Origin of the sequence: Mesonia sediminis, from assembly GCF_042684705.1 — a bacterium.
Taxonomy (GTDB): domain Bacteria; phylum Bacteroidota; class Bacteroidia; order Flavobacteriales; family Flavobacteriaceae; genus Mesonia; species Mesonia sediminis.
In genome coordinates, this window is the sequence record NZ_JBHULZ010000041.1 from 326960 (window position 1) to 350558 (window position 23599).

Sequence of the window (23599 nt, forward strand, 5' to 3'; positions counted from 1 at the left end):
TTTAAGTATCTTCAAGCTTATGAAAAAGCCTTTACTTCATTTTAACGCCAAAGGGATCTACTGCCAACAAGCCGATGTGTATTTAGATCCTTGGAAACCAGTAAAAAAGGCTATCATTACTCACGGTCACGCAGACCATTCGCGTTGGGGGCATCTGCAGTACATTACCCATCATACCAATGTACCTATCATCAAACACCGTTTGGGAGATATACAAGTGGCAGGAGTAAATTGGGGAGAAACGTTTATGGTAAACGGAGTAAAATTTTCTTTGCACCCCGCAGGCCATATAATTGGTTCTTCGCAAGTTCGGGTAGAGTATAAAGGTGAGGTGTGGGTATTTACAGGCGACTATAAACTAGAAGATGATGGTATCGCAACTCCTTATGAACCAGTTAAGTGCCATAGTTTTATTACCGAGTGCACTTTTGGCTTACCCGCGTTTAAATGGCAACCACAAAAAGAAGTTTTTCAAGAAATTAATCAGTGGTGGCAAGAAAACAAAGAAGAGGGTAATACCTCGGTATTGTTTGCTTACTCATTGGGTAAGGCGCAGCGATTACTCAAAAATATAGATGCAAGCATTGGAGAAATTTATACCCACGCCGCGATTGAAAATATGAATGAAGTGGTACGCGACATTGCAAGCTTACCACAAACCAAGCGCATAACAAAAGATACCAAAAAAGAAGAAATAAAAGGTAATTTAGTGCTGGCGCCACCTAGTGCTCACGGTTCACCATGGATTAGGAAAATGGTGCCGTATGTGACGGCGTCGGCAAGCGGTTGGATGACCTTTAGAGGCGCTAGAAGAAGACGAGCAATAGATAAAGGCTTTGTACTTTCAGACCACTGCGATTGGTCAAGCTTGTTAAGTGCCATAAAAGCTACCGGAGCAGAAAAAATAATATGTACACATGGGTATACCGATATTTTCTCAAGGTTCTTAAACGAGCAAGGTTTTGATGCCCGCACAGAACAAACCCAATTTGAAGAAGAAACGGCAGAAGAATTAAAATCGGGCGCGAGCAAACTAGAAAGACTATGAAAGCATTTGCTCAACTCATAAAAACTTTAGATAGTACCAATAAAACAACAGTAAAGGTCAAAGCTTTAGCCAATTACTTTAAAGAGGCCGAAGATAAAGATAAGGTATGGACAATTGCCATCTTATCTCACCGCAGACCTACTCGACCTGTGAATACCAAACTAATGCGGCAATGGGCGGCAGAACTTGCCCAAATACCGCTCTGGCTATTTGAAGAATCGTATCACATTGTTGGCGATCTTGCCGAAACTATTGCACTGGTAATACCTGCAGCACAGGAAAAATCAGAAAAAGGCTTACATCAATTTTTAACTGAAATGATTGCTCTTAAAAAGCAAAGCGAACAAGAAAAAGAAGCCTATTTAAAAGAAAATTGGTTAAGCTTAGATTACTACGAACGCTTTGTTTTTACAAAACTGTTTACAGGTAGTTTTCGTATAGGAGTAAGTCAAAAATTAATGACCCGCGCATTGGCAAAGGCTACTGATATTGATGAAGACATCTTGGCTTACAAATTAATGGGAAATTGGGACCCTAGTACAACCAGCTTTAGACGATTAATTTTAGAAGAGAACAAATCAGATTACCTCTCTAAACCTTATCCATTTTATTTAGCCTATGCCATAGAAAATGAACCCCAAGACTTAGGTGATATTAAGCATTGGGCCGCCGAACATAAATGGGATGGCATTCGTGCTCAAATTATTGTTAGAGAAGGGGAGTTGTTTGTTTGGAGTAGAGGAGAAGAGCTAGTAAGCGAAAAATTTCCCGAGTTTGAGGTATTTACATCTGTAATTCCAGACGGTACGGTCATCGATGGCGAAATACTAGCATTTAATAATAATATAATCGCTAGTTTTAAGGATTTACAAACCCGTATTGGACGTAAAACACTAAGCAAAAAATTGCTAGAGAAAACACCTGTTATTCTTAAAGCCTACGATTTGTTAGAGTGGGAAGGTATAGATATAAGAGAGCAGTCATATCAAAAGAGGCGTGAACTGCTTGAACGTTTAATAGATCAAACGGACCTCACAAATATTCCTTTGCAACTTTCGAACAATATGCAGTTTGGGAGTTGGCAAGAAGCAGCAAAAGAACGAGAACGCAGTAGAGCAGTGAAATCTGAGGGATTGATGCTTAAACGATGGGATTCTCCCTACTTAGTTGGTCGAAAGAAAGGCGATTGGTGGAAATGGAAGGTCGACCCATTTACCATAGATGCAGTTTTAACCTACGCTATGCGAGGCCACGGAAGAAGAAGTAACTTATTTACCGATTATACTTTTGGATTATGGGATAAAGAAAAAAAAGAACTTGTAACCTTTGCAAAAGCCTATTCAGGTCTTACCGATGCTGAATTTAGAAAGGTTGACTCTTGGATCAAAAAAAATACGCTAGAGCGTTTTGGACCCGTACGAAGTGTAAAGCCATTTCACGTTTTCGAAATTGCTTTTGAAGGTATCGCTCAATCAAATCGGCATAAAAGCGGTGTGGCAACAAGATTTCCGCGCATTTTACGTTGGAGACAAGACAAAAAAATAGAAGAGGCCAACACCCTAGAGGATCTCAAAAATTTAATAATCTAATCTGGAAAGGTAAGCTTAATGAATAAAAAGGAATCTTTAGCTATAGCCCAAGATTGGTTTGTAAAGCAAAACTGGAAACCGTTTAAATTTCAAAAAGATACTTGGAAGGCTTATGAACAAGGCAAAAACGGACTCTTAAATGCGCCTACCGGAAGCGGCAAGACTTATGCTTTATGGGTGCCTATTGTACTCGAATTACTGAGGATTAAAGCTAAAGAAGGAAAACTAAAAAAAGGGGTAAAAGCGCTATGGATAACCCCGTTAAGGGCGCTTTCGAGCGAGATAGAACAAGCCACTTTGCGATTTAGTCAAGAAGTCTTTCCAGAAATTACGGTGGGTATTCGCACCGGTGACACTTCTCAAAAAGTAAGAGCAGCACAAAAGAGAAAGATGCCAGATTTGCTCATTACTACGCCCGAGAGTTTACAACTGCTTTTGGCCTCAAAAAAATACCATCAAATCTTTTCAAGTCTTAATGCTGTGGTGGTAGACGAATGGCACGAATTACTAGGAAGTAAACGGGGCGTGCAAATGGAGCTGGCTTCAAGCCGATTGAAAGCAATAAGCTCTTCTTTAAAAATTTGGGGTATATCTGCCACCATTGGTAATTTAGAACAAGCGCGTGAGGTTTTATTAGGGCCTCAATCAAATCATTTAAAGAATTCGGTACTTATTAAGGCCAGACTTAAAAAGAAGATTAAGGTTCAGTCTATTATTCCCAAAAGCATGGAAAAATTTCCATGGCGGGGACATTTAGGCTTACAATTGCTCGATGGGGTCGTGGGCATAATTCGTCATTCAAAAACCACTTTAATTTTTACCAATACCCGCTCGCAATGCGAATTGTGGTTTCAGCAACTATTGGAACGATACCCTGAGTTTGCGGGAGAATTAGCGATGCACCACGGTAGCATAAGTAAAGCAACCCGTTTGTGGGTAGAGCAAGCCATTCGGGAAGAAACACTTAAAGCGGTAGTTTGCACCTCGAGTTTAGACTTAGGGGTAGACTTTGCACCTGTAGAGACAATCGTACAAATTGGAGGACCAAAAGGGGTCGCAAGATTCTTACAACGCGCAGGTAGAAGTGGTCATCAGCCGCGTGAATCTAGTGTTATTCATTTTCTACCTACGCACGGGATAGAGCTAATAGAAGCTTCAGCCCTAAAAAAGGCAGTGAAGAATCAGGCGGTAGAAAATCGCATTCCTTATTTTTTAAGCTATGATGTTTTAATTCAATACCTTATTACCTTGGCGGTTTCAGACGGTTTTTATCCTGTGAAAATTTTTAACGAGATAAAACAAACCTTCTGTTATCAAAGCATTGGTGAAAAAGAATGGCAATGGTGCTTAAACTTTATAACCTACGGTGGCGAAAGCCTAAAAACCTATGACGAATACCGTAAAGTTGAAATTCTAAAAGACGGCTTGTTTAAAGTAAATGATCGTGGCGTAGCTATGCGTCATCGATTGCAAATTGGTACAATTGTAAGCGATGCGGTGTTGGCGGTGAAGTATGTAAAAGGTGGATTTATTGGCAGTATTGAAGAGTTTTTTGTTTCTAAACTTACACCTGGCGATGTATTTACTTTTGCAGGTAGAAATCTTGAATTTGTGCGAATAAAAGGTATGCAGGTACACGTAAGAAAATCTAAAAAGAAGACAGCAAAAGTACCCAGTTGGGCAGGAGGCAGAATGAGTTTCTCCTCGCAAATGAGTGAGTTGTTAAGGGAGGAAATGTATGCGGCAAGTTCAGCGTTTCCAGATAGTGATGGGCCAAATCAGAAATTAACACCTGAGTTAAAAGCCTTAAAACCAATATTTAAAAGGCAAATACAAGAATCGATTATACCAAGACCCAATCAATTTTTAATAGAAACTTTTAAAACCCGGGAAGGCTACCATGCGGTTTTTTATCCCTTTGAAGGGCGCTTTGTACACGAGGCACTGGCAAGCTTAATCGCTTATAGGTTGAGTTTGCTTACGCCGATATCATTAAGTATAGCTTTTAATGATTATGGTTTTGAACTATTATCTGATCAAGAAATAGACGTACAGCAAATCTTAGATAATGAGTTGTTTACAAGCGAATTTTTAATGGATGACTTGTACAAAAGTCTAAATGCTACCGAGATGGCTCGTAGAAAATTTAGAGATATTGCTGTTATAGCTGGTTTAGTTTTTACCGGCTACCCCAGCCAGTTAATCAAAACCAAACATTTGCAGTCAAGTGCGCAACTATTATTTGATGTTTTTAGAGATTACGAACCAGAGAATCTATTGTTTTTACAAGCCTTTACAGAAACCTTTGAACATCAATTACAAGAAGAAAGATTACGAATAGCCTTAGACAGAATAGAGCAACAACAAATAGTTTGGAAAAAATGTAAAAAACCAACTCCATTTTCATTTCCTATCATTACCGATAGGCTTCGTGAGAAACTATCTTCAGAGAAATTAGAAGATCGTATCAAAAGAATGATAAAAGCTTTTTCTTAAGTATTCAGCTTATTCAAAATTCTGTTAATAAATTTAGATTCAGTTTCAAAGTCCTTATATTGCATCAAAAAATAACATGAAAGCAGCTTTAGGTATCATTATTTTGGCATTTTCTTTAATCAGTTGTAACACCATGCAGCGCACACACATTACTCAAGATTCATTAGCCTTAGTGGGAACAGGAAACTTATATGGTAATGGCGAAGAAAATTTAGAACCTAACACTACAGTTATTCGGCAAAGTGCCGAGTGGGAACAAGTTAAACGTAAGATGGATGCCATAAATGCCACAACGAGTTCATTTAAAGGTCTTCCGGTAAACTTTGAAAATGAGATGGTTCTGGCAATTATTAGCGATATAAAAACTACTGGAGGCTATGCTATAGATGTTTTAGGCGTTGAAGAAAAGGATGAAGAAATAATTATAAATTATACCATGCATCGTCCAGATGGTGTGGCGAGTACTGTAATGACTCAGCCATACTATGTAGCTAAACTTCCAAAAAGAGACAAGCCCGTTCGGTTTGTAAAACAAAATTAAGCTTGATTACAATAAAAAACCAACACTTTACACCCGATGCTTCGGGTGTTTTATTTTGGGAAAATAAGGAGATTTTACTTGTAGCCGATGTGCACTTTGGTAAAATTGCACACTTTAGAAAATTCGGTAGTGCCGTGCCGTCTGCAGCTATAATAGCCAATTTTCAAAAGTTAGATGAGGCAATTAAAAAGTACAATCCGCGAAAGCTTATTTTTTTGGGAGATTTATTTCATAGTGATTATAATCAAGAGTTTGAATTGTTTGAGTGCTGGGTCCAACAACAAAATTGTAGCATTCTTTTAATTAAGGGAAATCACGATGTTGTGCACCCATCCTTTTTTAAAAAAGCCAATTTAGAGGTACTGCCCCACTTAATAATCGGTGATTTTTATCTTACACACAAGCCTGAGCATAAACCTGGTTATTTTACATTATGCGGTCATCTTCACCCTGGTTACGCTTTACGCGGATTGGGTAAGCAGAAACTAAAACTACCTTGTTTTTATCAAGCAAAGAACCAATTGATTTTACCTGCTTTTGGAACTTTTACCGGTTTGTATTTGGTAGAACCCAAGGCAAATGAATCGGTTTATGTATGCGCGCAACAAGAGGTGATTAGAGTGCAGTAGATTTTAACGCTTTGCTATCGCGCTTATTAGCGCATTGTTTTTATCTTTAATATAAAATCATACCTATGAAAACTAAATTACTGGCTGTTTTTAACTTTATTTCGGTATTAATTGCTATTGCAACAAGCTATTTTACCCAAGCATTTAACTTAAATGGAAACACGATTGGCAGCCTTAGTAAACAACCTGAATATGCTAACTTATTTACACCAGCGGGTTACGCTTTTGCCATTTGGGGTCTCATCTATTTAAGTCTGTTGGCTTTTAGCGTTTTTCATTTGATACGCGTTTTTAAACAAGGTAAAAAAGAAGATTTTTTATTACAAACGGGAAGTAAGTTGATTCTAGCTAATTTAGCGACTTCGGCATGGGTGGTTGCGTGGTTGTATGAATATACAGCTATTTCTGTAGTTTTAATGTTTATCGCTTTAGTTGCACTTTTGCGCATAGTGGTTGTTACACGTATGGAGGTTTGGGATGCGCCCCGGTCTATTATTGCTTTTAATTGGTGGCCAATATGCTTGTATGCCGGTTGGCTAAGCGTTGCTTCTATTGCCAATACCGCTGCTTTTCTAGTGAAGATAGATTGGCAACCTGCTATATTTAATGAGGTGCAGTATACTTTAATTATGATAATAGTAGCAACTATTATCAATTTAGCAATGATTTTTTATAGAAACATGCGAGAATTTGCAGCAGTGGGAATTTGGGCGCTGGTGGCGATTTATTTCAAACAAATCGATAATCAAGATAGTATTGCTTATACCGCTCTCATAGGAGCAATTGTAATTGCTTTATATGCGGCATATCATGGTTTTAAAAATAGAAAAAATAATCCCTTATACCGTATTCTGAATAGCTAAATCATACTTTTGATGTCATTCCCCCAACTGGGATAACTAAATACCATTTTTTTTAAGGCTTGGGTGTCTAACTTGAGATTCATAGCTAAAGTAAAAAGATTAATCATTTCGGCGGCCTGCGGACCAATAATATGCGCTCCCAAAATTTGATTTGTTTTTTTATCTACCAGTGTTTTAAAGCCATAAAAGCCATGGTTTTCACGTTTGGCATTGTACCAATCCAATTGCGTTTTGCATTTAACGCTAAAAGATAGGTTTTTCTCCTTGGCCTCCTCCTCTGTAAGACCGACCATAGCAATTTGCGGATGGGTAAAAACCACAGAGGGCTGATTTGGGTAATCTATTTCGCTAGATTTTTTATTTTTCAAGAGTTGATCAATCACCAGCTCAGCTTCAAAAGAAGAAAGTGGAGTAAGCGGCAGACCACTAGAATCCGCCACATCGCCGCAAGCATAAACATTTTTATTCCCTGTATTTTGCAGGTGGGTATTTACTGCGACACCCTTTTTAGAGTATGCCACGTTTCCTTGATCTAAATTTAGTTCGTCAATAGAAGGAATTCTTCCTGCTGTATTGATCACCATTTCAGTTTTCTCCTCTATTTCTATATCGTTTTGCTTTGCGCTTACACGGAAATATTTTCGTAATTTTTCAATTTTATACACATCAGCATTAAAAATGAAACGTACTCCATTGGCTTCCATAGCTTTGACAAGAGAGGCGACTAGATCTTTGTCAAAACGACTTAAAGGCCTTTCAGCTCCCTCTATTAAAGTCACCTTTACACCCAGGCTAGCAGCTAAATGGGCAAACTCCACCCCAATATAACCAGCCCCTACAAATAGCATACTTTCGGGTAGTTTATCTAAATTTAAGAATTCATCACTATTTAAAGTTAAATCCCATCCCGTAAATTCAAGTTGAATAGGCTTGTTTCCTGTGGCAATTACAACTTTTTTGGCTTTTACCGTTTTCCCTTCTACCGATAGGCTTTTTTCGTCTAAAAAATAGGGAGATTGATGATACATGCTAATCCCAAGCGCACGAAGGTCTTTTTCTGTCGCCATAGGTACAGCATCGACAAAAGTCTCTTTAAAAGACTGCAGATCTTCCCAGTTAATGGCAGGTAAACTTTTAACTCCTTTTCCTTGCATTTGTTTGCTACGATCCAGTATTTCACTTAATCCCATCAAAACCTTTTTAGGGTCACAACCTCGAAGGGCACAAGTACCTCCAAAGGCTTTGTTGTCAGCTATAGCAACGTTTTTTCCTGCTTGAGCACAAGCCTTTGCAGCCATTTTTCCTGCTGTGCCTGTACCTATGACAAATACGTCATACTCTTTTATACCCATCTTTTTTGACAAAAGATACAAGGTTTTAGTATAGTGAGCTGTTAGAAAAATGATAAATTGTTTTAGTTTAAAAGCACGTTAAATAAAAATCAGCTATTGCCTACTTTGGCCCAAGCATTTATCTTTGTGGGCATGAGTGTACCTGTAATTACCCAAAAATTCAATGGGCTTTCGCAGATGAGCGATCTGCAAAATGCTTTAGAACAGCCAGAGGAATTATTTGCTAAAATACATGCGAAAGGATTGGTGGGATCAGCCTTATCTTTTGTTATTGCGAAAACATTTAAGCAATTTGATAGGCCATTTTTACTGATATTTAATGATAAAGAAGAAGCGGCTTATTACTTGAACGATTTAGAGCAGCTCATAGGTGATAAAAATGTTTTATTTTATCCTGGTAGTTATCGCAGACCTTACCAATTAGAAGAAACCGATAACGCTAATGTGCTGTTGCGAGCAGAAGTGCTTAACAGAATCAACTCTCGTAAAAAACCGGCAGTCATAGTTACCTATCCAGATGCGCTTTTTGAAAAAGTAGTTACACGTAAAGAATTAGACCGCAGCACTTTAAAAATTAGTTTGGGAGATCAACTTTCAATAGATTTTGTAAATGAGGTGCTTTTTGAGTATAAATTTAAACGAGTAGATTTTGTTACCGAGCCTGGAGATTTCTCGGTACGAGGAGGTATAATTGATGTGTTTTCTTTTAGCAACGATGAACCTTATCGTATTGAGTTTTTTGGCGATGAAGTAGATAGCATCCGAAGCTTTGACGTAGAAACTCAATTATCTACAGATCGAGTAAAGAAAATAGCCATAATGCCCAATGTAGAGAATAAAAAACTACAAGAAGTACGGGCTAGCTTTCTAGATTATATTGCGCAAAAGACCCTTGTTTTTGTTAAAAATATAGACTTACTGTCTGCCCAATTAGACAAGCTTTTTGGTAAGGCAGAAGAGGCTTTTAAGAATCTTTCTGAAGAAATAAAACACCAAGCTCCCCAAGAATTGTTTTGCGATGCGAAGACCTTTAAAAAACAACTCTTAGGATTTTCTGTTGTAGAAGTGGGAACACAAGCTTTTTTAAATCCGCAACAGCTTATTCAATTTAATACAAGTCCGCAACCAGCATTTAATAAAAATTTCGATTTATTGGTAGAGAATCTCAATAAGAATCATGAAGCGGGTTTTACAAATTATATTTTTTGCGGCAGTGAGCAGCAGGCCAAACGTTTTCACGATATATTTGAGTCAGATGATATCAACCAAGATCAACAGGTGCATTACCAAACCGTTGTTTTGCCGTTATTTCAGGGGTTTATCAATCAAGATACAAAACAAGTTTGCTATACAGACCATCAGATATTTGAACGTTATCATAAATTCCATTTAAAAAATGGATATGCTAAAAAACAAGCCATAACCCTTAAAGAACTCACCAATCTTGAAGTGGGAGACTATGTTACTCACATCGATCACGGAATTGGAAAGTTTGGAGGCTTACAAAAAATAGATGTTGAAGGTAAAAAACAAGAGGCCATTAAATTGATTTACGGCGAACGCGATATTTTGTACGTAAGTATTCATTCGCTGCATAAAATTTCTAAGTATAACGGTAAAGATGGCAAAACTCCTAAAATCTACAAACTAGGAAGTAAGGCATGGAAAAACCTAAAGAAAAAAACCAAGGCTCGCGTAAAGCATATTGCTTATAATTTAATCGAATTATACGCTAAACGCCGTCTTGAAAAAGGGCATGCCTATGCGCCAGACTCTTACTTACAGCATGAGTTAGAGGCTTCTTTTATTTATGAAGACACGCCAGATCAAAGTACCGCAACACAAGCTGTTAAAGAAGATATGGAGAGTGAGCAACCAATGGACCGTTTGGTATGTGGTGATGTAGGCTTTGGTAAAACAGAGGTAGCTATTCGGGCGGCATTTAAAGCAGTAGATAACGGTAAGCAAGTAGCTGTTTTAGTACCCACCACAATTTTGGCCTTTCAACACCACCAAACTTTTAGCGAAAGACTCAAAGATTTCCCCGTTAGTGTAGATTACTTGAATAGGTTTAGAACTGCTAAAGAAAAAAAGCAAGTTTTAGAAGACTTAGAAAACGGGAAAATAGACATTGTTATTGGTACGCATCAATTGGTGAATAAAAATGTTAAGTTTAAAGATCTTGGTTTGTTAATCGTTGATGAAGAACAGAAGTTTGGAGTAGCAGTAAAAGATAAACTTAAAACCATTAAAGAAAACGTAGACACCCTTACACTAACCGCTACGCCTATACCGCGTACGCTTCAATTTAGTTTGATGGCCGCTCGAGATTTGAGCACTATTACCACGCCACCTCCCAATAGATACCCCATAGAAAGCCATGTGATTCGTTTCTCTGAAGAGGTAATTAGGGATGCGGTAGCCTATGAAATACAGCGTGGCGGACAAGTGTTTTTTATTCACAATAGAATAGAAAATATCAAAGAAGTAGCCGGTATGTTGCAACGCCTAGTTCCCGATGCTAAAATAGGGGTGGGCCACGGCCAAATGGAGGGTAAAAAGCTAGAAAAGCTTATGCTAAGTTTTATGAATGGAGAGTTTGATGTGCTCGTTTCTACTACCATTATAGAAAGCGGATTAGATGTAAGTAATGCCAATACTATTTTTATAAACAATGCCAATAATTTTGGTCTATCAGATTTACACCAAATGCGTGGTCGGGTGGGACGTAGTAATAAAAAAGCCTTTTGTTATTTTATTACTCCGCCCTATTCGGCTATGACCGATGATGCACGAAAACGTATTAGTGCACTCGAACAGTTTTCTGAACTGGGTAGCGGCTTTAATATTGCCATGAAAGATTTAGAAATACGCGGGGCAGGTGATTTGTTGGGTGGCGAACAAAGTGGTTTCATTAATGAAATAGGTTTTGATACCTATCAAAAGATTTTGAATGAGGCCATTGAAGAATTAAAAGAAAACGAGTTTAAAGACTTGTATGCGCACGAAAACCAAACCGAGGATAAAATATTTGTAAAAGACACCCAAATAGATACCGATTTTGAAATCTTATTCCCCGATGACTATATCAATAACATTACAGAACGTTTAAATTTATATACCAAATTAAATGAGCTAACTACCGAAGAACAACTTCTAAATTTTGAAAAGGAACTTACAGATCGTTTTGGTCCTTTACCCGAGGAAGCTCAAGATTTATTAGATAGTGTGCGTATAAAATGGATTGCTTCTAAAATAGGACTCGAAAAAATAATTCTTAAGAAAGAAAAAATGGTGGGTTATTTTATTGCCGATCAACAATCTTCATTCTACCAGACGAAAACCTTCTCAAAGGTATTGCAGTACGTGCAAACCCATGCTCATTTGTGTAAGATGAAAGAAAAACAAACCCGTAACGGCTTGCGTTTACTTTTGAGTTTTGATAAAATTAAATCGGTTAAAGCAGCTTACGAAGTATTAAAACCCCTTGGGAGCTAAAAAATATAAAAAGCATCTTTTAAATGCTCTAAACGTGTACCTTGTTTATTCATAATAATCGCAATAATGTCAAAGCGTACTTCTAAATCTAATTGATTGGTAGTTATAAAATGATCTACAGCGGTAACTAAAAGCTGAATTTGCTTGGGTTTTACAAAATCCTGTGGATTTCCAAAATCAGGTGTGCTACGTGTTTTTACCTCAATAACACATAGGCACTGCTCTTTTTGTGCAATAATATCTACCTCTGCTTTTAAGTAGCGGTAATTTTTTTCTAAAATGGTATAGCCATCATTAAGCAAGTGCTCTAAGGCAAGTGCTTCCCCTTTTTTACCTAAATCATTATGTGTAGCCATAGTAATTTTTCTTTACGGATTTGTAAACCACTAATTAGTAGTCGATTATTGAACTAACAAGATACACATTTTAACATAATCTAGCATGGTTTTTCCGCTGCTAAAATGATTATCTTTGAAATCCTTTTTAAACATTAATAGTGTTGATTATGAAGAAAATTTTAATTTTTTTAAGCCTAATGATTAGTGGAAACCTTGTGATGAGTCAGGAAAAAATGACCCCAGAAACTTTATGGAGTTTAAAGCGTTTGAGTGTAATAGGGGTAGATCAAGCCCAAAACTACATTTATTACAAGTTGAGCATACCTAATATTGAAAATGACAACTTTGATTCGGAGTATTATAAAATTCCGCTTGACGGAAAAAACCCTATACGCATCAGTGAAAATAGAGCAGAGTTAATCGGGAAGAAAATCTCACCTGATGGTAAGTACGAGCTTTTTCATCAACCCGTAGCGATTGAAAAAATAAAGGCAAAAGACAAATATGAGGAGCTACCCAAAGCTAATGCTTACGTTTACACGGATTTAGATATTAGGCACTGGGACACCTGGTCAGACGGTAGTTTTAATCACGTGTTTTATAAAGTTAAGGGCTATAGCGATGCTAATGGCATAGATATAATGGCAGAAGAACCTTACCACTCACCTCAAAAGCCTTTTGGTGGCGCCGAAGATTATATCTGGGGTCCAGAGGGAAAGTATATTTACTATGTAAGCAAAAAACTAAAGGGTAAAAGTTATGCGCAAAGCACTAATACAGCTATTTATAGGTATTCTATTGAGACCAAAGAAACGGTAAATATCACTCAAGATAATAAAGGATACGATACCCAGCCTCAATTTTCAAAAAATGGAGATTTGGCTTATTTGCAAATGAAAAAAGACGGCTATGAAGCCGATAAAAATGACTTGATTGTACTGTCAAATGGCGTAAAGCAAAACTTAACCGCCCAGTGGGATGGTACTGTGGCAAGCTATAAATGGGCAAACGATGGAAAAAGAATTTATTTTACTGCACCCATTGGTGGAACCATACAGTTATTCGAGGTTGATTTTCCTGGTAAAAAGAGAAAGATGCCGGTGGTGACGCAATTAACTTCAGGAATTTTTGATATAAAAAGTATTATTTTAGAAAAAGATAATAAGCTTTACGTGACGAGGACAGATATGAATCACGCCGCTGAGATTTTTGCTTTTGATTTGAAAAAGGAATCTTTTGAGCAGTTGACTCATATCAACGATGAGGTGTATGCTCAAATTGCTATGCCCGAAATTCAAAAACGCTATGTGACCGCTTCTGATGGTAAAAAAATGTTGGTGTGGGTAATTTTACCGCCTAATTTTGATGAAAACAAGAAATATCCTGCGTTGCTTTATGCTCAAGGCGGCCCCCAATCTCCGCTCTCACAATTCTATTCGTTTCGATGGAATTTTCAACTAATGGCGTCTCAAGGTTATGTAGTAATCGCGCCTAATCGTAGAGGAATGCCTGGGCATGGTGTTAAATGGAATGAAGACATCAGTAAAGATTGGGGCGGACAAGTTATCAATGATTATATAAGTGCTACAGATGTTTTGGCAAAAGAACCCTATATAGATGAAGAGCGAATAGCGGCAGTAGGAGCTAGTTTTGGGGGTTATTCTGTCTTTTATTTGGCTGGAATGCACGAGAATAAGTATAAGACTTTTATTGCCCACGATGGTGTTTTTGATACCCGAAGTATGTACGGTACTACAGAAGAGCTATTTTTTGTAAATCACGATTTTGGTGGCGCTTACTGGGAAACTGAAAATAAGGATGCGCAGCGCGCTTATCACGATTTTAACCCAATTACTCACGTTAAAAATTGGAATACCCCCATTTTTATTATTCAAGGAGGAAAAGATTACCGTGTGCCCATTGAACAAGGATTAAGCGCCTACCAAGCGGCGCAATTGTTGGGGGTAAAGAGTAAATTATTGTATCTACCAGAAGAAAATCATTGGGTGCTAAATCCGCAAAACGCATTGGTTTGGCAACACGAATTTTTCAATTGGTTAAAGGAGACCTTATAAAATTCAAAAGCTGCTCGGAAGAGCAGCTTTTTTTAATTTACTTTTTTAATTTGGCTCTTAAATATTCATAATTCATCTTCGCTATGTGCAGTACGCTGATATCTTGAGGGCATTCTACTTGACAAGCTCCTGTATTGGTGCAATGACCAAATTCAAGATCATCCATTCGGTTCACCATATTTAACACTCTTTTTTCTCGCTCTGCTTTTCCTTGGGGTAAAGAAGCCAAGTGGCTAATTTTGGCGCCAACAAATAGTGCTGCACTTTCATTTTTGCAAGTGGCCACGCAAGCGCCACAGCCAATACAAGCGGCCGCATCAAAAGCCTGCTCTGCTAATTCTTGAGGTATTGGAGTGGTATTTGCTTCTGGCGCTTGCCCTGTTTCAACGCCAATATATCCGCCAGACGCAATAAGGGTGTCAAAAGCACTACGGTCAACTTTAAGGTCTTTTAAAACAGGGAAGGCCTTGGCCCTAAAAGGTTCAATAACGATAGTATCACCGTCTTTAAATTCTCGCAAATGTAACTGGCAAGTAGTAATATTCTTTGGTTCACCGTGGGCTATACCATTAATCATTACACCACATTGACCGCAAATACCTTCGCGGCAATCGTGATCAAATTCTACGGGTTCTTCTTTGTTTTTTATTAATTGTAAGTTTAGCGTGTCTAACATTTCTAAAAAAGACATCGCAGGATTTAAATCTTTGAGCTCATAAGTGTTGAACTTTCCGAGATCATCAGAATTTTTTTGTCGCCATATTTTCAATTGAAGTTTCATAGGCATTATTTGTAAGACCGTGTACTTAAAGACACGTTTTTGAACACTAATTTTTCTTTATGCAATTCGGGTTGGCTAGGATTTCCTGTCCATTCCCAAGCAGCAGTATAGGCATAATCATTGTCATTTCTTACCGCCTCACCTTCGTCGCTCTGGTATTCTTCTCTAAAATGAGCCCCGCAAGACTCTTCTCTATTAAGCGCGTCTAAGCACATTAATTCGGCGAGCTCAAAATAGTCTGCTACACGGCCCGCTTTTTCCAACTCACTGTTAATTTGATTGGTATCACCAAGAACAAGAAGATTGGTTTTAAATTCTTCTCGAAGCCTCTGTATTTCTTTTATAACGTTAGTTAAGCCCTTGCGAGATCGAGACAATCCGCAATAATCATACAGCAATTTACCAAGTTCTTTGTGGTACTCATCTGGTGTTTTAGTGCCGTTGGTGTTGAGGTAAGTTTGAAGCTGCTTTTTTACCCGCTCTTCAGCATCGACAAACGCTTGGTTATGCGCAGCTGGTTTAGGCTTATCAATTTGTGTAGCGAGATAATTTTGTAATGTGTAGGGTAAAATATAGTAACCATCTACACAAGCTTGTAATAACGAATTGGCTCCTAAACGATTTGCACCGTGGTCTGAAAAATTGGCTTCTCCTATGGCAAACAACCCAGCAATGCTTGTTTGTAAATCATAATCTACCCAAAGACCGCCCATAGAAAAATGAGCAGAAGGAGATATTTTCATAGGTTCTTTAAAAGCATTTATCCCTGTAATTTTTTCATACATATCAAATAAATTACCGTAGCGTTTTTGAATGGTGGTTTTACCTAAATCTTTAATCGCTTTGGCGAAATCTAAGTAAACGGCATTTTTTAATTCACCAACCCCAAACCCATTATCTATTTGTTCTTTAGCGGCTCTTGAGGCAATATCACGCGGAGCCAAGTTACCGTAAGAAGGATACTTGCGTTCTAGGTAATAATCTCTATCCGATTCAGGAATTTCATTAGGATTTCGGGCGTCTTTTTTATTTTTAGGAACCCAAATTCGGCCATCATTGCGCAAGGACTCCGACATCAAGGTAAGTTTAGACTGGTAGCTTCCGCTTTGAGGTAAACTGGTGGGGTGAAATTGAGTCCAACTAGGATTTGCCATTAGCGCACCTTTCTTATGGGCACGCCAAATAGCCGATGCATTGCAACCCATAGCCAAAGTGGATAAATAATATATTTTCCCAAAACCGCCACTGGCAATAACCACAGCGTGAGCCGCATGTCTTTCGATCTTACCCGAAACTAAATTTCTAGTGATTATACCTTTTGCTGTATTGTTTTTACAAACCAGCTCTAACATTTCGTGCCGATTAAAGATTTTCACTTTTCCTTTTGCTTGTTGTCTAAGCAAAGCTTGATAGGCGCCTAAAAGCAGTTGCTGACCTGTTTGTCCTCGAGCATAGAAGGTACGCGATACTTGCACACCACCAAAAGACCGGTTACTTAGATAACCGCTATACTCCCGAGCAAAAGGAACTCCCTGTGCTACTGCTTGATCGATAAGCGCTGCAGAGCATTGTGCCATTCTATAGGTGTTGGCCTCTCGTGCTCTAAAGTCCCCTCCTTTTAGGGTGTCAAAAAACATACGTTGTACGCTATCTCCATCATTTTTATAATTTTTCATGGCATTTACTCCGCCTTGAGCGGCAACAGAGTGCGCCCTACGAGGAGAATCTTGAAAACAAAAGCTTTTAACTTGATAACCCATTTCGGCTAAAGAAGCTGCGGCTGAAGCGCCTGAAAGCCCTGTGCCTATTACAATAACCTCTAATTTCTTTCGGTTGTTTGGACTCACCAATTTGGCTTGATCTTTATAGTTTTGCCATTTTTTTTCCAATGGTCCTTCCGGTATTTTTGCTGCTATAAATTTTGCCATATCAACGAGAGATAAAAATATAAATCGGTATGCCTAGATACCCTATACACATCAGTAAAGAAAAAATTACTCCAATTAGCTTTATTATTTGCGCATAATAAGGATGGTAAAGCCCTAGGCTGCGAAAAGCGCTAAAGAAACCATGCAAAAGGTGAAAAAACAAGGCTAGAATAGCCACGCTATACCAAGCTACATAGCCTATGTTCTGAAAGGATGCTATAACCAATTGGTACAAATCTTTGTTGCCCTGTTGGTCAAGCGGCAGTTCACCAAATTTAAACGGATACCAAAAGTCATAAAAATGAATGACTAAAAAAGCAAATAATATTACTCCTAAAAGCATCATTTGCCTTGAATACCACTTACTGGCTCTTTTACGAGCATCATAACGGTACCTAGTCTTTTTACTTTTTCGGGATTTAAAACTAAGATAAATAGCGTCGATGCTATGCAGTATGATACTGATGTAAAGTACGTAAGCGATTATTTTAACCAGGATATTTCCCGATAAAAAGGCACTGTATGCATTATATTGTAATTGAGCTTCATCTTCAGGAAGCAAAAGCTGAAAATTTCCTAGTAAATGAATTACCAGAAATAGACAAAGAAAAAGACCAGTAATGGCCATTAAGTATTTTCTAGAGATGGTAGAGGAAAACCCAAGCATACTGAGACAATTAGAAGTTTCTAAAATACAGTTTTCAATTGATTATTCCCCAGCTTTTCTATATACAATGGCTAAAGCTTGATAATTATCAATTTTTCCCTATTGTTTTAAATGTATTTTAGTTCACTTTGGTGACGTGAAACATCGAGTTGCACTTTTTTACCTAAAGCTATAGCTTGATTTTCTTCAAGGTGCCCTGCGGGAAAATTGTAAGCCACAGGAAAATCATAAGGGGCTACGGCTTCTTGAATAATTTCTAAAGCATTTTGACCAAAAGGAATTGTATTGTCATTCATATCGCTCATACCTCCTACAATGAGGCCACTAATTTTGTTGAACCACCCGTTGCGTTTTAAATTTTGTAGCATCCTGTCAATATGGTACAAATACTCATCTAAGTCCTCGATAAACAAAATCTTATGCTGTAAATCTAAGTCGCTGCGACTGCCTATTAGCGAAAACAAAACCGAAAGATTACCGCCTACCAAAATGCCCTTTGCCGTACCTGGTTTATTCTGGCTATGACCATTAAATGTGTAGCACCAATTTTTTGCGAAAAGCAATTGCTTTAAAGAGGCTTGTGTGTTTGGTGTTTTTGTTTCTATGCCAAGACAAATTTGAGCGTGAAGGCTCGCAACCTTAAGTTTATTTAAATGGCTATGTAATGCAGTTATATCGCTATAACCTATCAGCCATTTAGGATCTTGTTGAAAAGCTGTAAAATCTACTAAATCTAAAAGACGTACAGTACCATAACCGCCTTTGGCACACCAGATAGCTCGTACTTTTGGATCGTTAAGTTGTTTTTGAAGATCTTGAGCACGTTGCTCATCTGTACCAGCAAATTGGTGACTTGATAACCCGATACTGCTGCCTAAAACCGGAATGAGCTCCCAAGATTCTAATAAACGTAAAGCGGGATTTAAGTCTTTTGGATTAACTTTTCTAGCAGTAGCAATTATGGCAACGCGGTCTCCTTTTTTTAAAGCCTTAGGAATCTTCATAATATAAAATTAATTGGAGTTGTAAGATAAAAAAATCCCTCAACCTTACAAGCTAAGGGATTGTGTATAGCAACGTAATAATGAAATCTAGTTGAAAAATCCTTTTTGTTTTTCTGCCGAAGGTCTATCCCAAGAATCATCCTCTAGGTAAACATCATTATCTTTAAAATACCCGGTAACTTTTTTACCATCTGTAGTGGTCACGTCAAAAGTGAACTCATATTCAGTTGGTCCGTTTTTTAAAACTTCAATAGTTCCTGAGGCTAAAGAACCTATATATTCAGCATCATCTTCATTGGCCCAGTAAGTGTTGATTAATAACATTGAATAAGCAGAGAAGGTACCCGCCGTTTCGTTATCATTGTAGGTGTAGGTGCCCAAAGGCAGCTGGTCTGCAATTTCGGTGTACAGCTCAAAATAAAGCCCAGATACTTTTTCTTGTTCAGGAAAGTATTCACCAGCAATTTTAATTAGATCTGAAGACACAAGTGAGAGGTCAAAATTACTTACCCCATCAAAGCTACCATAATTTGAAATAACGGCACTTTCTAATTCGTAAGAGGTGCCGTCAACAATCATACGGTCGCTAGTAGAAGCCCCGTCATCATCGCTACTACACGAAATTAGACCAAAGCTAACGCAGAAAATTAACAGTAAAAAATTAATTTTTTTCATAATTCTATTAAGTTATTATTAATGGCGTAAATATATAACTTATTCGCATAAACATATACTTTTTAAAATATTCTTCATAGTTTTTTTTATTTTATAAACAATGTAATTTAGAATACAATTCGCTTTATGTACCTTTGCAGCTAAATTTAAGTAGACTATGAGCACACCAAAAAGATATACCATTACCGCAGCTTTGCCCTACACCAACGGTCCTATTCACATAGGTCATTTGGCTGGCGTTTATGTTCCCGCAGATATTTATGCGCGTTACCTCAAAATGCAGGGTGAAGACGTGGTGTTTGTTTGTGGTAGCGATGAACACGGTGTGCCCATTACCATAAAAGCCAAAAAAGAAGGCGTAAGTCCGCAAGACGTGGTCGATAAATACGATGGCATCATAAGAAAATCTTTTCAAGATTTTGGAATTGCATTCGATAATTACTCTCGTACCTCGTCCAAAATACATCACGAAACCGCCGCTGCTTTTTTTGAAAAACTTTATAAAGAAGGAAAGTTTATCGAGGAAGTTACCCAACAGTTGTATGATGATGAAGCGCAACAATTTTTAGCCGATCGTTTTGTCATAGGAACCTGCCCTAAATGTGGAAACGAAGAAAGTTATGGCGACCAGTGTGAGAAATGCGGAACCTCACACAACGCAACCGATTTAATCAACCCTAAATCGGCCATTACTGGTAATGTTCCCGTGCTTAAAGAAACCAAACATTGGTTTTTACCACTAGATCAATACGAGCCTTGGCTAAAAGAATGGATTCTAGATAGTCATAAAAAAGACTGGAAACCCAATGTTTATGGGCAGTGTAAGTCTTGGATAGACGATGGTCTTCGACCAAGAGCGGTTACCCGAGATTTAGATTGGGGAATTCCTGTTCCCGTTGCCGGAGGAGAAGGAAAAGTACTGTATGTATGGTTTGATGCTCCTATTGGTTACATTTCGGCTACAAAAGAATGGGCGGCCAGAGAAAACAAAGACTGGGAGCCTTACTGGAAAGATCAAGATACCAAGCTGGTTCATTTTATAGGAAAAGACAATATTGTTTTTCACTGTATTATATTTCCAAGCATGCTTAAAGCCGAAGGAAGTTACATACTTCCCGATAACGTTCCTGCCAATGAATTTTTAAACCTAGAAGGCAACAAGCTTTCTACCTCTAAAAATTGGGCAGTGTGGTTGCATGAATACCTAGAAGATTTTCCGGGTAAAGAAGATGTTTTGCGCTATGTGCTCACAGCTAATGCGCCAGAAACCAAGGATAACGATTTTACTTGGAAAGATTTTCAGCAGCGCAATAACAGTGAATTGGTAGCTATTTTAGGTAATTTCATCAACCGGGTAGTGGTGTTAACCCATAAGTATTATGATGCAGAGGTGCCTCAGCCTGGGCAACTAAATGAAACCGATGAAAATATACTGGCCGAGTTACGCGCTTATCCTGCCGTTATTGCGAGCTCTATAGAGAAATATAGATTTAGAGAAGCTCAAGCCGAAATGATGAATGTGGCTCGTTTAGGAAATAAATATCTGGCAGATGAAGAACCTTGGAAAACCATTAAAACCGATGAGGCTAGAACAAAAACGGTAATGTATGTAGCATTGCAGGTCGCTGCAGCCCTTTCTAGTATTTGTCAGCCATTTTTACCATTTACCGCCAAAAAGCTCTCGACCATTTTAAATTTAAAAAAGAATATTTCTTGGCCGCAAATCGCTTCCGCGGAAGCGTTACTAGCGCCCCAACATGTTATTGGTAAAGCTAGTCTTTTATTTGAGAAAATTGAAGACGACGCCATAGCTAAACAATTAGAGAAATTAGAGAATACCAAAAGAATGAACCAAGCCGAGCAAAAAAGTGTAGAGGAGCAAAAAGAAACGGCTACCTTTGAAGATTTCACAAAAATAGATCTACGAGTGGGAACCATTGTGAGCGCAGAGAAAATGCCAAAAACTAAAAAGCTATTGGTTTTAAAGGTAGACACTGGTCTTGATACCCGCACCATTGTTTCTGGTATTGCAGAACATTTCTCGCCAGAAGAGGTAGTAGGAAAACAAGTAACGGTTTTGGTAAATCTAGCGCCTAGAAAATTACGCGGTACGCTGAGCGAGGGAATGATTTTAATGACCGAAAACGCACAGGGCGAATTGGTTTTTGTAAATCCAGATGAGGCTCAAGTTAACAACGGTAGCACTATTGCGTAGCGTAATCTAAGATTTTAAACAGGCCCCGTTTGTTGTAATCTTGGGGCTTGTTATAATTCGCTACAAAAACTGCTAAATATACAACGTAGTTGCAGGCAATTTTCTATTTTAGCAGTATGCGCCTATTTTCAAGTATAATAGCATTTTTATTTGGTTTTACCCTTTGGTCTCAATCTTACCAATTGGGCGAAAACTATTTTGATCAAGGTGAATTTGAAAAAGCCCAAGCGGTTTTTGAAAAGCTTGTGGCCCAAAACAGCAGAGACCTGCGCAGCGTTCAAAAATTAGTAGCTACTTATCAAGAACTAGAAAAGTATAAGCTGGCAGAAGACTTGTTGTTACAGCAAAACAAACCAAAGGTAATTTATCCTAATTTATTGGTTAGTCTCGGGCACAATTATCAATTGCAAGGTAATACTGAAGCGGCGCAAGAAGCCTTTCAATCGGCAATTGAAAGCGTTTCAAAAAATCAAGGTTATGCTTATAGCGTTGGCAGAATGTTTCAACAATATGCTTTACTAGATTGGGCTATAAAAACCTATGAGGAGGCCCTAAAACAACGGGCAAACAGCTCGTTTACTATAGAGTTGGCAAGAATTTATGGAGAGAAGGGAAATCTAGATAAAATGTTTAGCAGCTACCTAGATTTGCTCGTAGATCAACCCAACTATTTGTTTGCTGTTAAGCGCAACTTTTCAGATTTTATTAGTGAAGACGCCAACAACCCTGCCAACAAAAAACTACAACAGGCTATACTAGCAAAAAACCAAGAAAAACCTATCCTGGTTTTTAACGAGTTGTTAAGCTGGCTTTATGTGCAACAAAATGATTTTCAAAAAGCCTTTGCGCAAGAAAAAGCGCTCTATTTGCGTAGTCAAAAAGATAATATTCAAGGCTTTTTAAACCTGGCTCAGCAAGCCAAAGATTCAGCCTATGCCACCTCGCAAGAAATATTAAATTATGTTATAGCGCAAGAAGATCAAATTTACCGCATATTACAAGCAGAATATTTAAAACTAGATCTTAGTATGAATCGCGCACAACCTGAGGTCACAGCGCAGCTCTTTAATCAAGTGTTTGAAAAGTATAAAAGTCTTCCGCTACAAGATTGGTTGGATATTCATTTGCTTTACGCGGACTTTTTATTGAAAACAAAAGCTTATGCAGAAGCTAAAGCGAAATTAGATAACTTGAATCAATTAAATTTAGACAAATTTGCGGCTGGACAAGTAAAAATGCGTTTAGGTGATGTGGCTGTAAAAACCGATAAATTTAACCAAGCCTTGATTTATTATTCACAAGTACAGCTTGACTTACCCAATAGTGCTTTGGCAGAAGAAGCTACATTTAAAATTGCTAAAACCAGTTTTTATCAAGGTGATTTTGAATGGGCCAGTAGGCAACTAAACGTTTTAAAAACAGCTACTTCAAAGTTTATTGCCAATGATGCATTGCAATTAAGTGTTTTGATTAACACTAATAGCAATGCAGTATTAGACACCACTTTTACAGCTTTAAAGCGTTTCGCTAAAGCCGATTTATTAGCTTTTCAAGAAAAACCAAATGAAGCCTTAGCACTTTTAGTAAACATTTTGCAAGAGCACGTGGGTGAAGAGATAGAAGATGATGCGCTATTTAAAAAAGCCAGCCTGTTAGAGGATTTGTCAAAATATGAAAAGGCCGTAGCCACGTATAAAAGTATCCTAAACCTAACGGAGAAGAGTATTTATATAGATGAAAGCCTTTATGCGCTAGCAAGAATTTATGAGTTGAAGCTAAAAGATAAAAATAAAGCAAAAGCCTATTATGAAAAGTTGTTGTTTGAGCATGAAGATAGTATTTACTTTAACGAGGCCAGACAAAAATACAGAAAACTAAGAGGCGATTTGATTAAATAAAT

Annotated in this window: 17 protein-coding genes; 10 read left to right on the plus strand and 7 right to left on the minus strand. The window is 37.9% G+C overall.

All coding sequences use genetic code 11. The features are described from left to right. The first annotated feature begins 19 nt into the window (after positions 1-19). The 6 genes from ACFSQ0_RS09540 (at position 20) to ACFSQ0_RS09565 (ending at position 7166) form a co-directional block, all read left to right on the plus strand. Positions 20-1048 carry a ligase-associated DNA damage response exonuclease gene (locus tag ACFSQ0_RS09540; protein WP_379047466.1) on the plus strand — a complete coding sequence of 343 codons (1029 nt, stop codon included), beginning with the start codon at positions 20-22 and terminating at the stop codon, positions 1046-1048. Next, positions 1045-2637, plus strand: coding sequence for an ATP-dependent DNA ligase (locus ACFSQ0_RS09545; protein WP_379047469.1), 1593 nt, complete (start codon positions 1045-1047; stop codon positions 2635-2637). Before ACFSQ0_RS09540 ends, ACFSQ0_RS09545 begins: the two co-directional genes overlap by 4 nt. An 18-nt stretch (positions 2638-2655) precedes the next feature. Continuing rightward, on the plus strand, positions 2656-5133 hold the full coding sequence (locus ACFSQ0_RS09550; RefSeq protein WP_379047472.1) for a ligase-associated DNA damage response DEXH box helicase: 2478 nt from the start codon (positions 2656-2658) through the stop codon (positions 5131-5133). A 76-nt stretch (positions 5134-5209) separates the two neighbouring features. Next, the gene (locus ACFSQ0_RS09555; protein WP_379047475.1) at positions 5210-5674 is read left to right on the plus strand and encodes a protease complex subunit PrcB family protein; all 465 of its coding nucleotides are present in this window, start codon (positions 5210-5212) and stop codon (positions 5672-5674) included. Between the two features lie 2 nt (positions 5675-5676). Next, positions 5677-6303: a ligase-associated DNA damage response endonuclease PdeM gene (pdeM, locus tag ACFSQ0_RS09560; RefSeq protein WP_379047478.1), complete on the plus strand. Its 627-nt coding sequence runs from the start codon at positions 5677-5679 to the stop codon at positions 6301-6303. A 65-nt stretch (positions 6304-6368) separates the two neighbouring features. After that, complete coding sequence (locus ACFSQ0_RS09565) at positions 6369-7166, plus strand: tryptophan-rich sensory protein (RefSeq protein WP_379047481.1); 798 nt, start codon at positions 6369-6371, stop codon at positions 7164-7166. Here ACFSQ0_RS09565 and ACFSQ0_RS09570 read toward each other — a convergent pair. After that, the gene (locus tag ACFSQ0_RS09570; protein WP_379047484.1) at positions 7163-8518 is read right to left on the minus strand and encodes a dihydrolipoyl dehydrogenase family protein; all 1356 of its coding nucleotides are present in this window, start codon (positions 8516-8518) and stop codon (positions 7163-7165) included. The genes ACFSQ0_RS09565 and ACFSQ0_RS09570 overlap by 4 nt on opposite strands. 132 nt (positions 8519-8650) lie before the next feature. Between ACFSQ0_RS09570 and mfd the strand changes: the two genes are divergently transcribed. Further along, the gene (mfd, locus tag ACFSQ0_RS09575; protein WP_379047488.1) at positions 8651-12016 is read left to right on the plus strand and encodes a transcription-repair coupling factor; all 3366 of its coding nucleotides are present in this window, start codon (positions 8651-8653) and stop codon (positions 12014-12016) included. Here mfd and ACFSQ0_RS09580 read toward each other — a convergent pair. Then, positions 12013-12372, minus strand: coding sequence for a YraN family protein (locus ACFSQ0_RS09580; RefSeq protein ID WP_379047490.1), 360 nt, complete (start codon positions 12370-12372; stop codon positions 12013-12015). The two genes, mfd and ACFSQ0_RS09580, sit on opposite strands and share 4 nt — an antisense overlap. A gap of 149 nt (positions 12373-12521) precedes the next feature. On the opposite strand from ACFSQ0_RS09580, the gene ACFSQ0_RS09585 reads away from it, so the two are divergent. Continuing rightward, positions 12522-14429: a S9 family peptidase gene (locus ACFSQ0_RS09585; RefSeq protein WP_379047493.1), complete on the plus strand. Its 1908-nt coding sequence runs from the start codon at positions 12522-12524 to the stop codon at positions 14427-14429. 37 nt (positions 14430-14466) lie between these two features. Here the strand turns inward: ACFSQ0_RS09585 and ACFSQ0_RS09590 are convergent, their stop codons facing one another. From ACFSQ0_RS09590 to ACFSQ0_RS09610, 5 genes are all read right to left on the minus strand, one after another. Continuing rightward, positions 14467-15210: a succinate dehydrogenase/fumarate reductase iron-sulfur subunit gene (locus tag ACFSQ0_RS09590; RefSeq protein ID WP_379047495.1), complete on the minus strand. Its 744-nt coding sequence runs from the start codon at positions 15208-15210 to the stop codon at positions 14467-14469. Positions 15211-15215: 5 nt separating this feature from the next. After that, complete coding sequence (locus tag ACFSQ0_RS09595) at positions 15216-17138, minus strand: fumarate reductase/succinate dehydrogenase flavoprotein subunit (RefSeq protein WP_379047498.1); 1923 nt, start codon at positions 17136-17138, stop codon at positions 15216-15218. Position 17139: 1 nt separating this feature from the next. Next, on the minus strand, positions 17140-17805 hold the full coding sequence (locus ACFSQ0_RS09600; RefSeq protein WP_379047500.1) for a succinate dehydrogenase cytochrome b subunit: 666 nt from the start codon (positions 17803-17805) through the stop codon (positions 17140-17142). A 107-nt stretch (positions 17806-17912) separates the two neighbouring features. Next, positions 17913-18809: a S66 peptidase family protein gene (locus ACFSQ0_RS09605; protein WP_379047502.1), complete on the minus strand. Its 897-nt coding sequence runs from the start codon at positions 18807-18809 to the stop codon at positions 17913-17915. Between the two features lie 87 nt (positions 18810-18896). Next, positions 18897-19484, minus strand: coding sequence for a hypothetical protein (locus tag ACFSQ0_RS09610; RefSeq protein ID WP_379047505.1), 588 nt, complete (start codon positions 19482-19484; stop codon positions 18897-18899). A 157-nt stretch (positions 19485-19641) separates the two neighbouring features. Here ACFSQ0_RS09610 and metG point away from each other — a divergent pair, with 157 nt between their 5' ends. Both metG and ACFSQ0_RS09620 read left to right on the plus strand, forming a co-directional pair. Next, positions 19642-21699: a methionine--tRNA ligase gene (gene metG / locus ACFSQ0_RS09615; protein WP_379047508.1), complete on the plus strand. Its 2058-nt coding sequence runs from the start codon at positions 19642-19644 to the stop codon at positions 21697-21699. 89 nt (positions 21700-21788) lie between these two features. Next, on the plus strand, positions 21789-23597 hold the full coding sequence (locus ACFSQ0_RS09620) for a tetratricopeptide repeat protein (RefSeq protein WP_379047511.1): 1809 nt from the start codon (positions 21789-21791) through the stop codon (positions 23595-23597). Positions 23598-23599: the final 2 nt, after the last annotated feature.

Bases quoted from the DNA above. Each gene is read 5' to 3' on its own strand.
- ACFSQ0_RS09540 (WP_379047466.1), top strand. From the start codon at position 20: ATGAAAAAGCCTTTACTTCATTTTAACGCCAAAGGGATCTACTGCCAA.
- ACFSQ0_RS09545 (WP_379047469.1), top strand. From the start codon at position 1,045: ATGAAAGCATTTGCTCAACTCATAAAAACTTTAGATAGTACCAATAAA.
- ACFSQ0_RS09550 (WP_379047472.1), top strand. From the start codon at position 2,656: ATGAATAAAAAGGAATCTTTAGCTATAGCCCAAGATTGGTTTGTAAAG.
- ACFSQ0_RS09555 (WP_379047475.1), top strand. From the start codon at position 5,210: ATGAAAGCAGCTTTAGGTATCATTATTTTGGCATTTTCTTTAATCAGT.
- ACFSQ0_RS09565 (WP_379047481.1), top strand. From the start codon at position 6,369: ATGAAAACTAAATTACTGGCTGTTTTTAACTTTATTTCGGTATTAATT.
- ACFSQ0_RS09570 (WP_379047484.1), bottom strand. From the start codon at position 8,518: ATGGGTATAAAAGAGTATGACGTATTTGTCATAGGTACAGGCACAGCA.
- mfd (WP_379047488.1), top strand. From the start codon at position 8,651: ATGAGTGTACCTGTAATTACCCAAAAATTCAATGGGCTTTCGCAGATG.
- ACFSQ0_RS09580 (WP_379047490.1), bottom strand. From the start codon at position 12,372: ATGGCTACACATAATGATTTAGGTAAAAAAGGGGAAGCACTTGCCTTA.
- ACFSQ0_RS09585 (WP_379047493.1), top strand. From the start codon at position 12,522: ATGAAGAAAATTTTAATTTTTTTAAGCCTAATGATTAGTGGAAACCTT.
- ACFSQ0_RS09590 (WP_379047495.1), bottom strand. From the start codon at position 15,210: ATGAAACTTCAATTGAAAATATGGCGACAAAAAAATTCTGATGATCTC.
- ACFSQ0_RS09595 (WP_379047498.1), bottom strand. From the start codon at position 17,138: ATGGCAAAATTTATAGCAGCAAAAATACCGGAAGGACCATTGGAAAAA.
- ACFSQ0_RS09600 (WP_379047500.1), bottom strand. From the start codon at position 17,805: ATGCTTGGGTTTTCCTCTACCATCTCTAGAAAATACTTAATGGCCATT.
- ACFSQ0_RS09605 (WP_379047502.1), bottom strand. From the start codon at position 18,809: ATGAAGATTCCTAAGGCTTTAAAAAAAGGAGACCGCGTTGCCATAATT.
- ACFSQ0_RS09610 (WP_379047505.1), bottom strand. From the start codon at position 19,484: ATGAAAAAAATTAATTTTTTACTGTTAATTTTCTGCGTTAGCTTTGGT.
- metG (WP_379047508.1), top strand. From the start codon at position 19,642: ATGAGCACACCAAAAAGATATACCATTACCGCAGCTTTGCCCTACACC.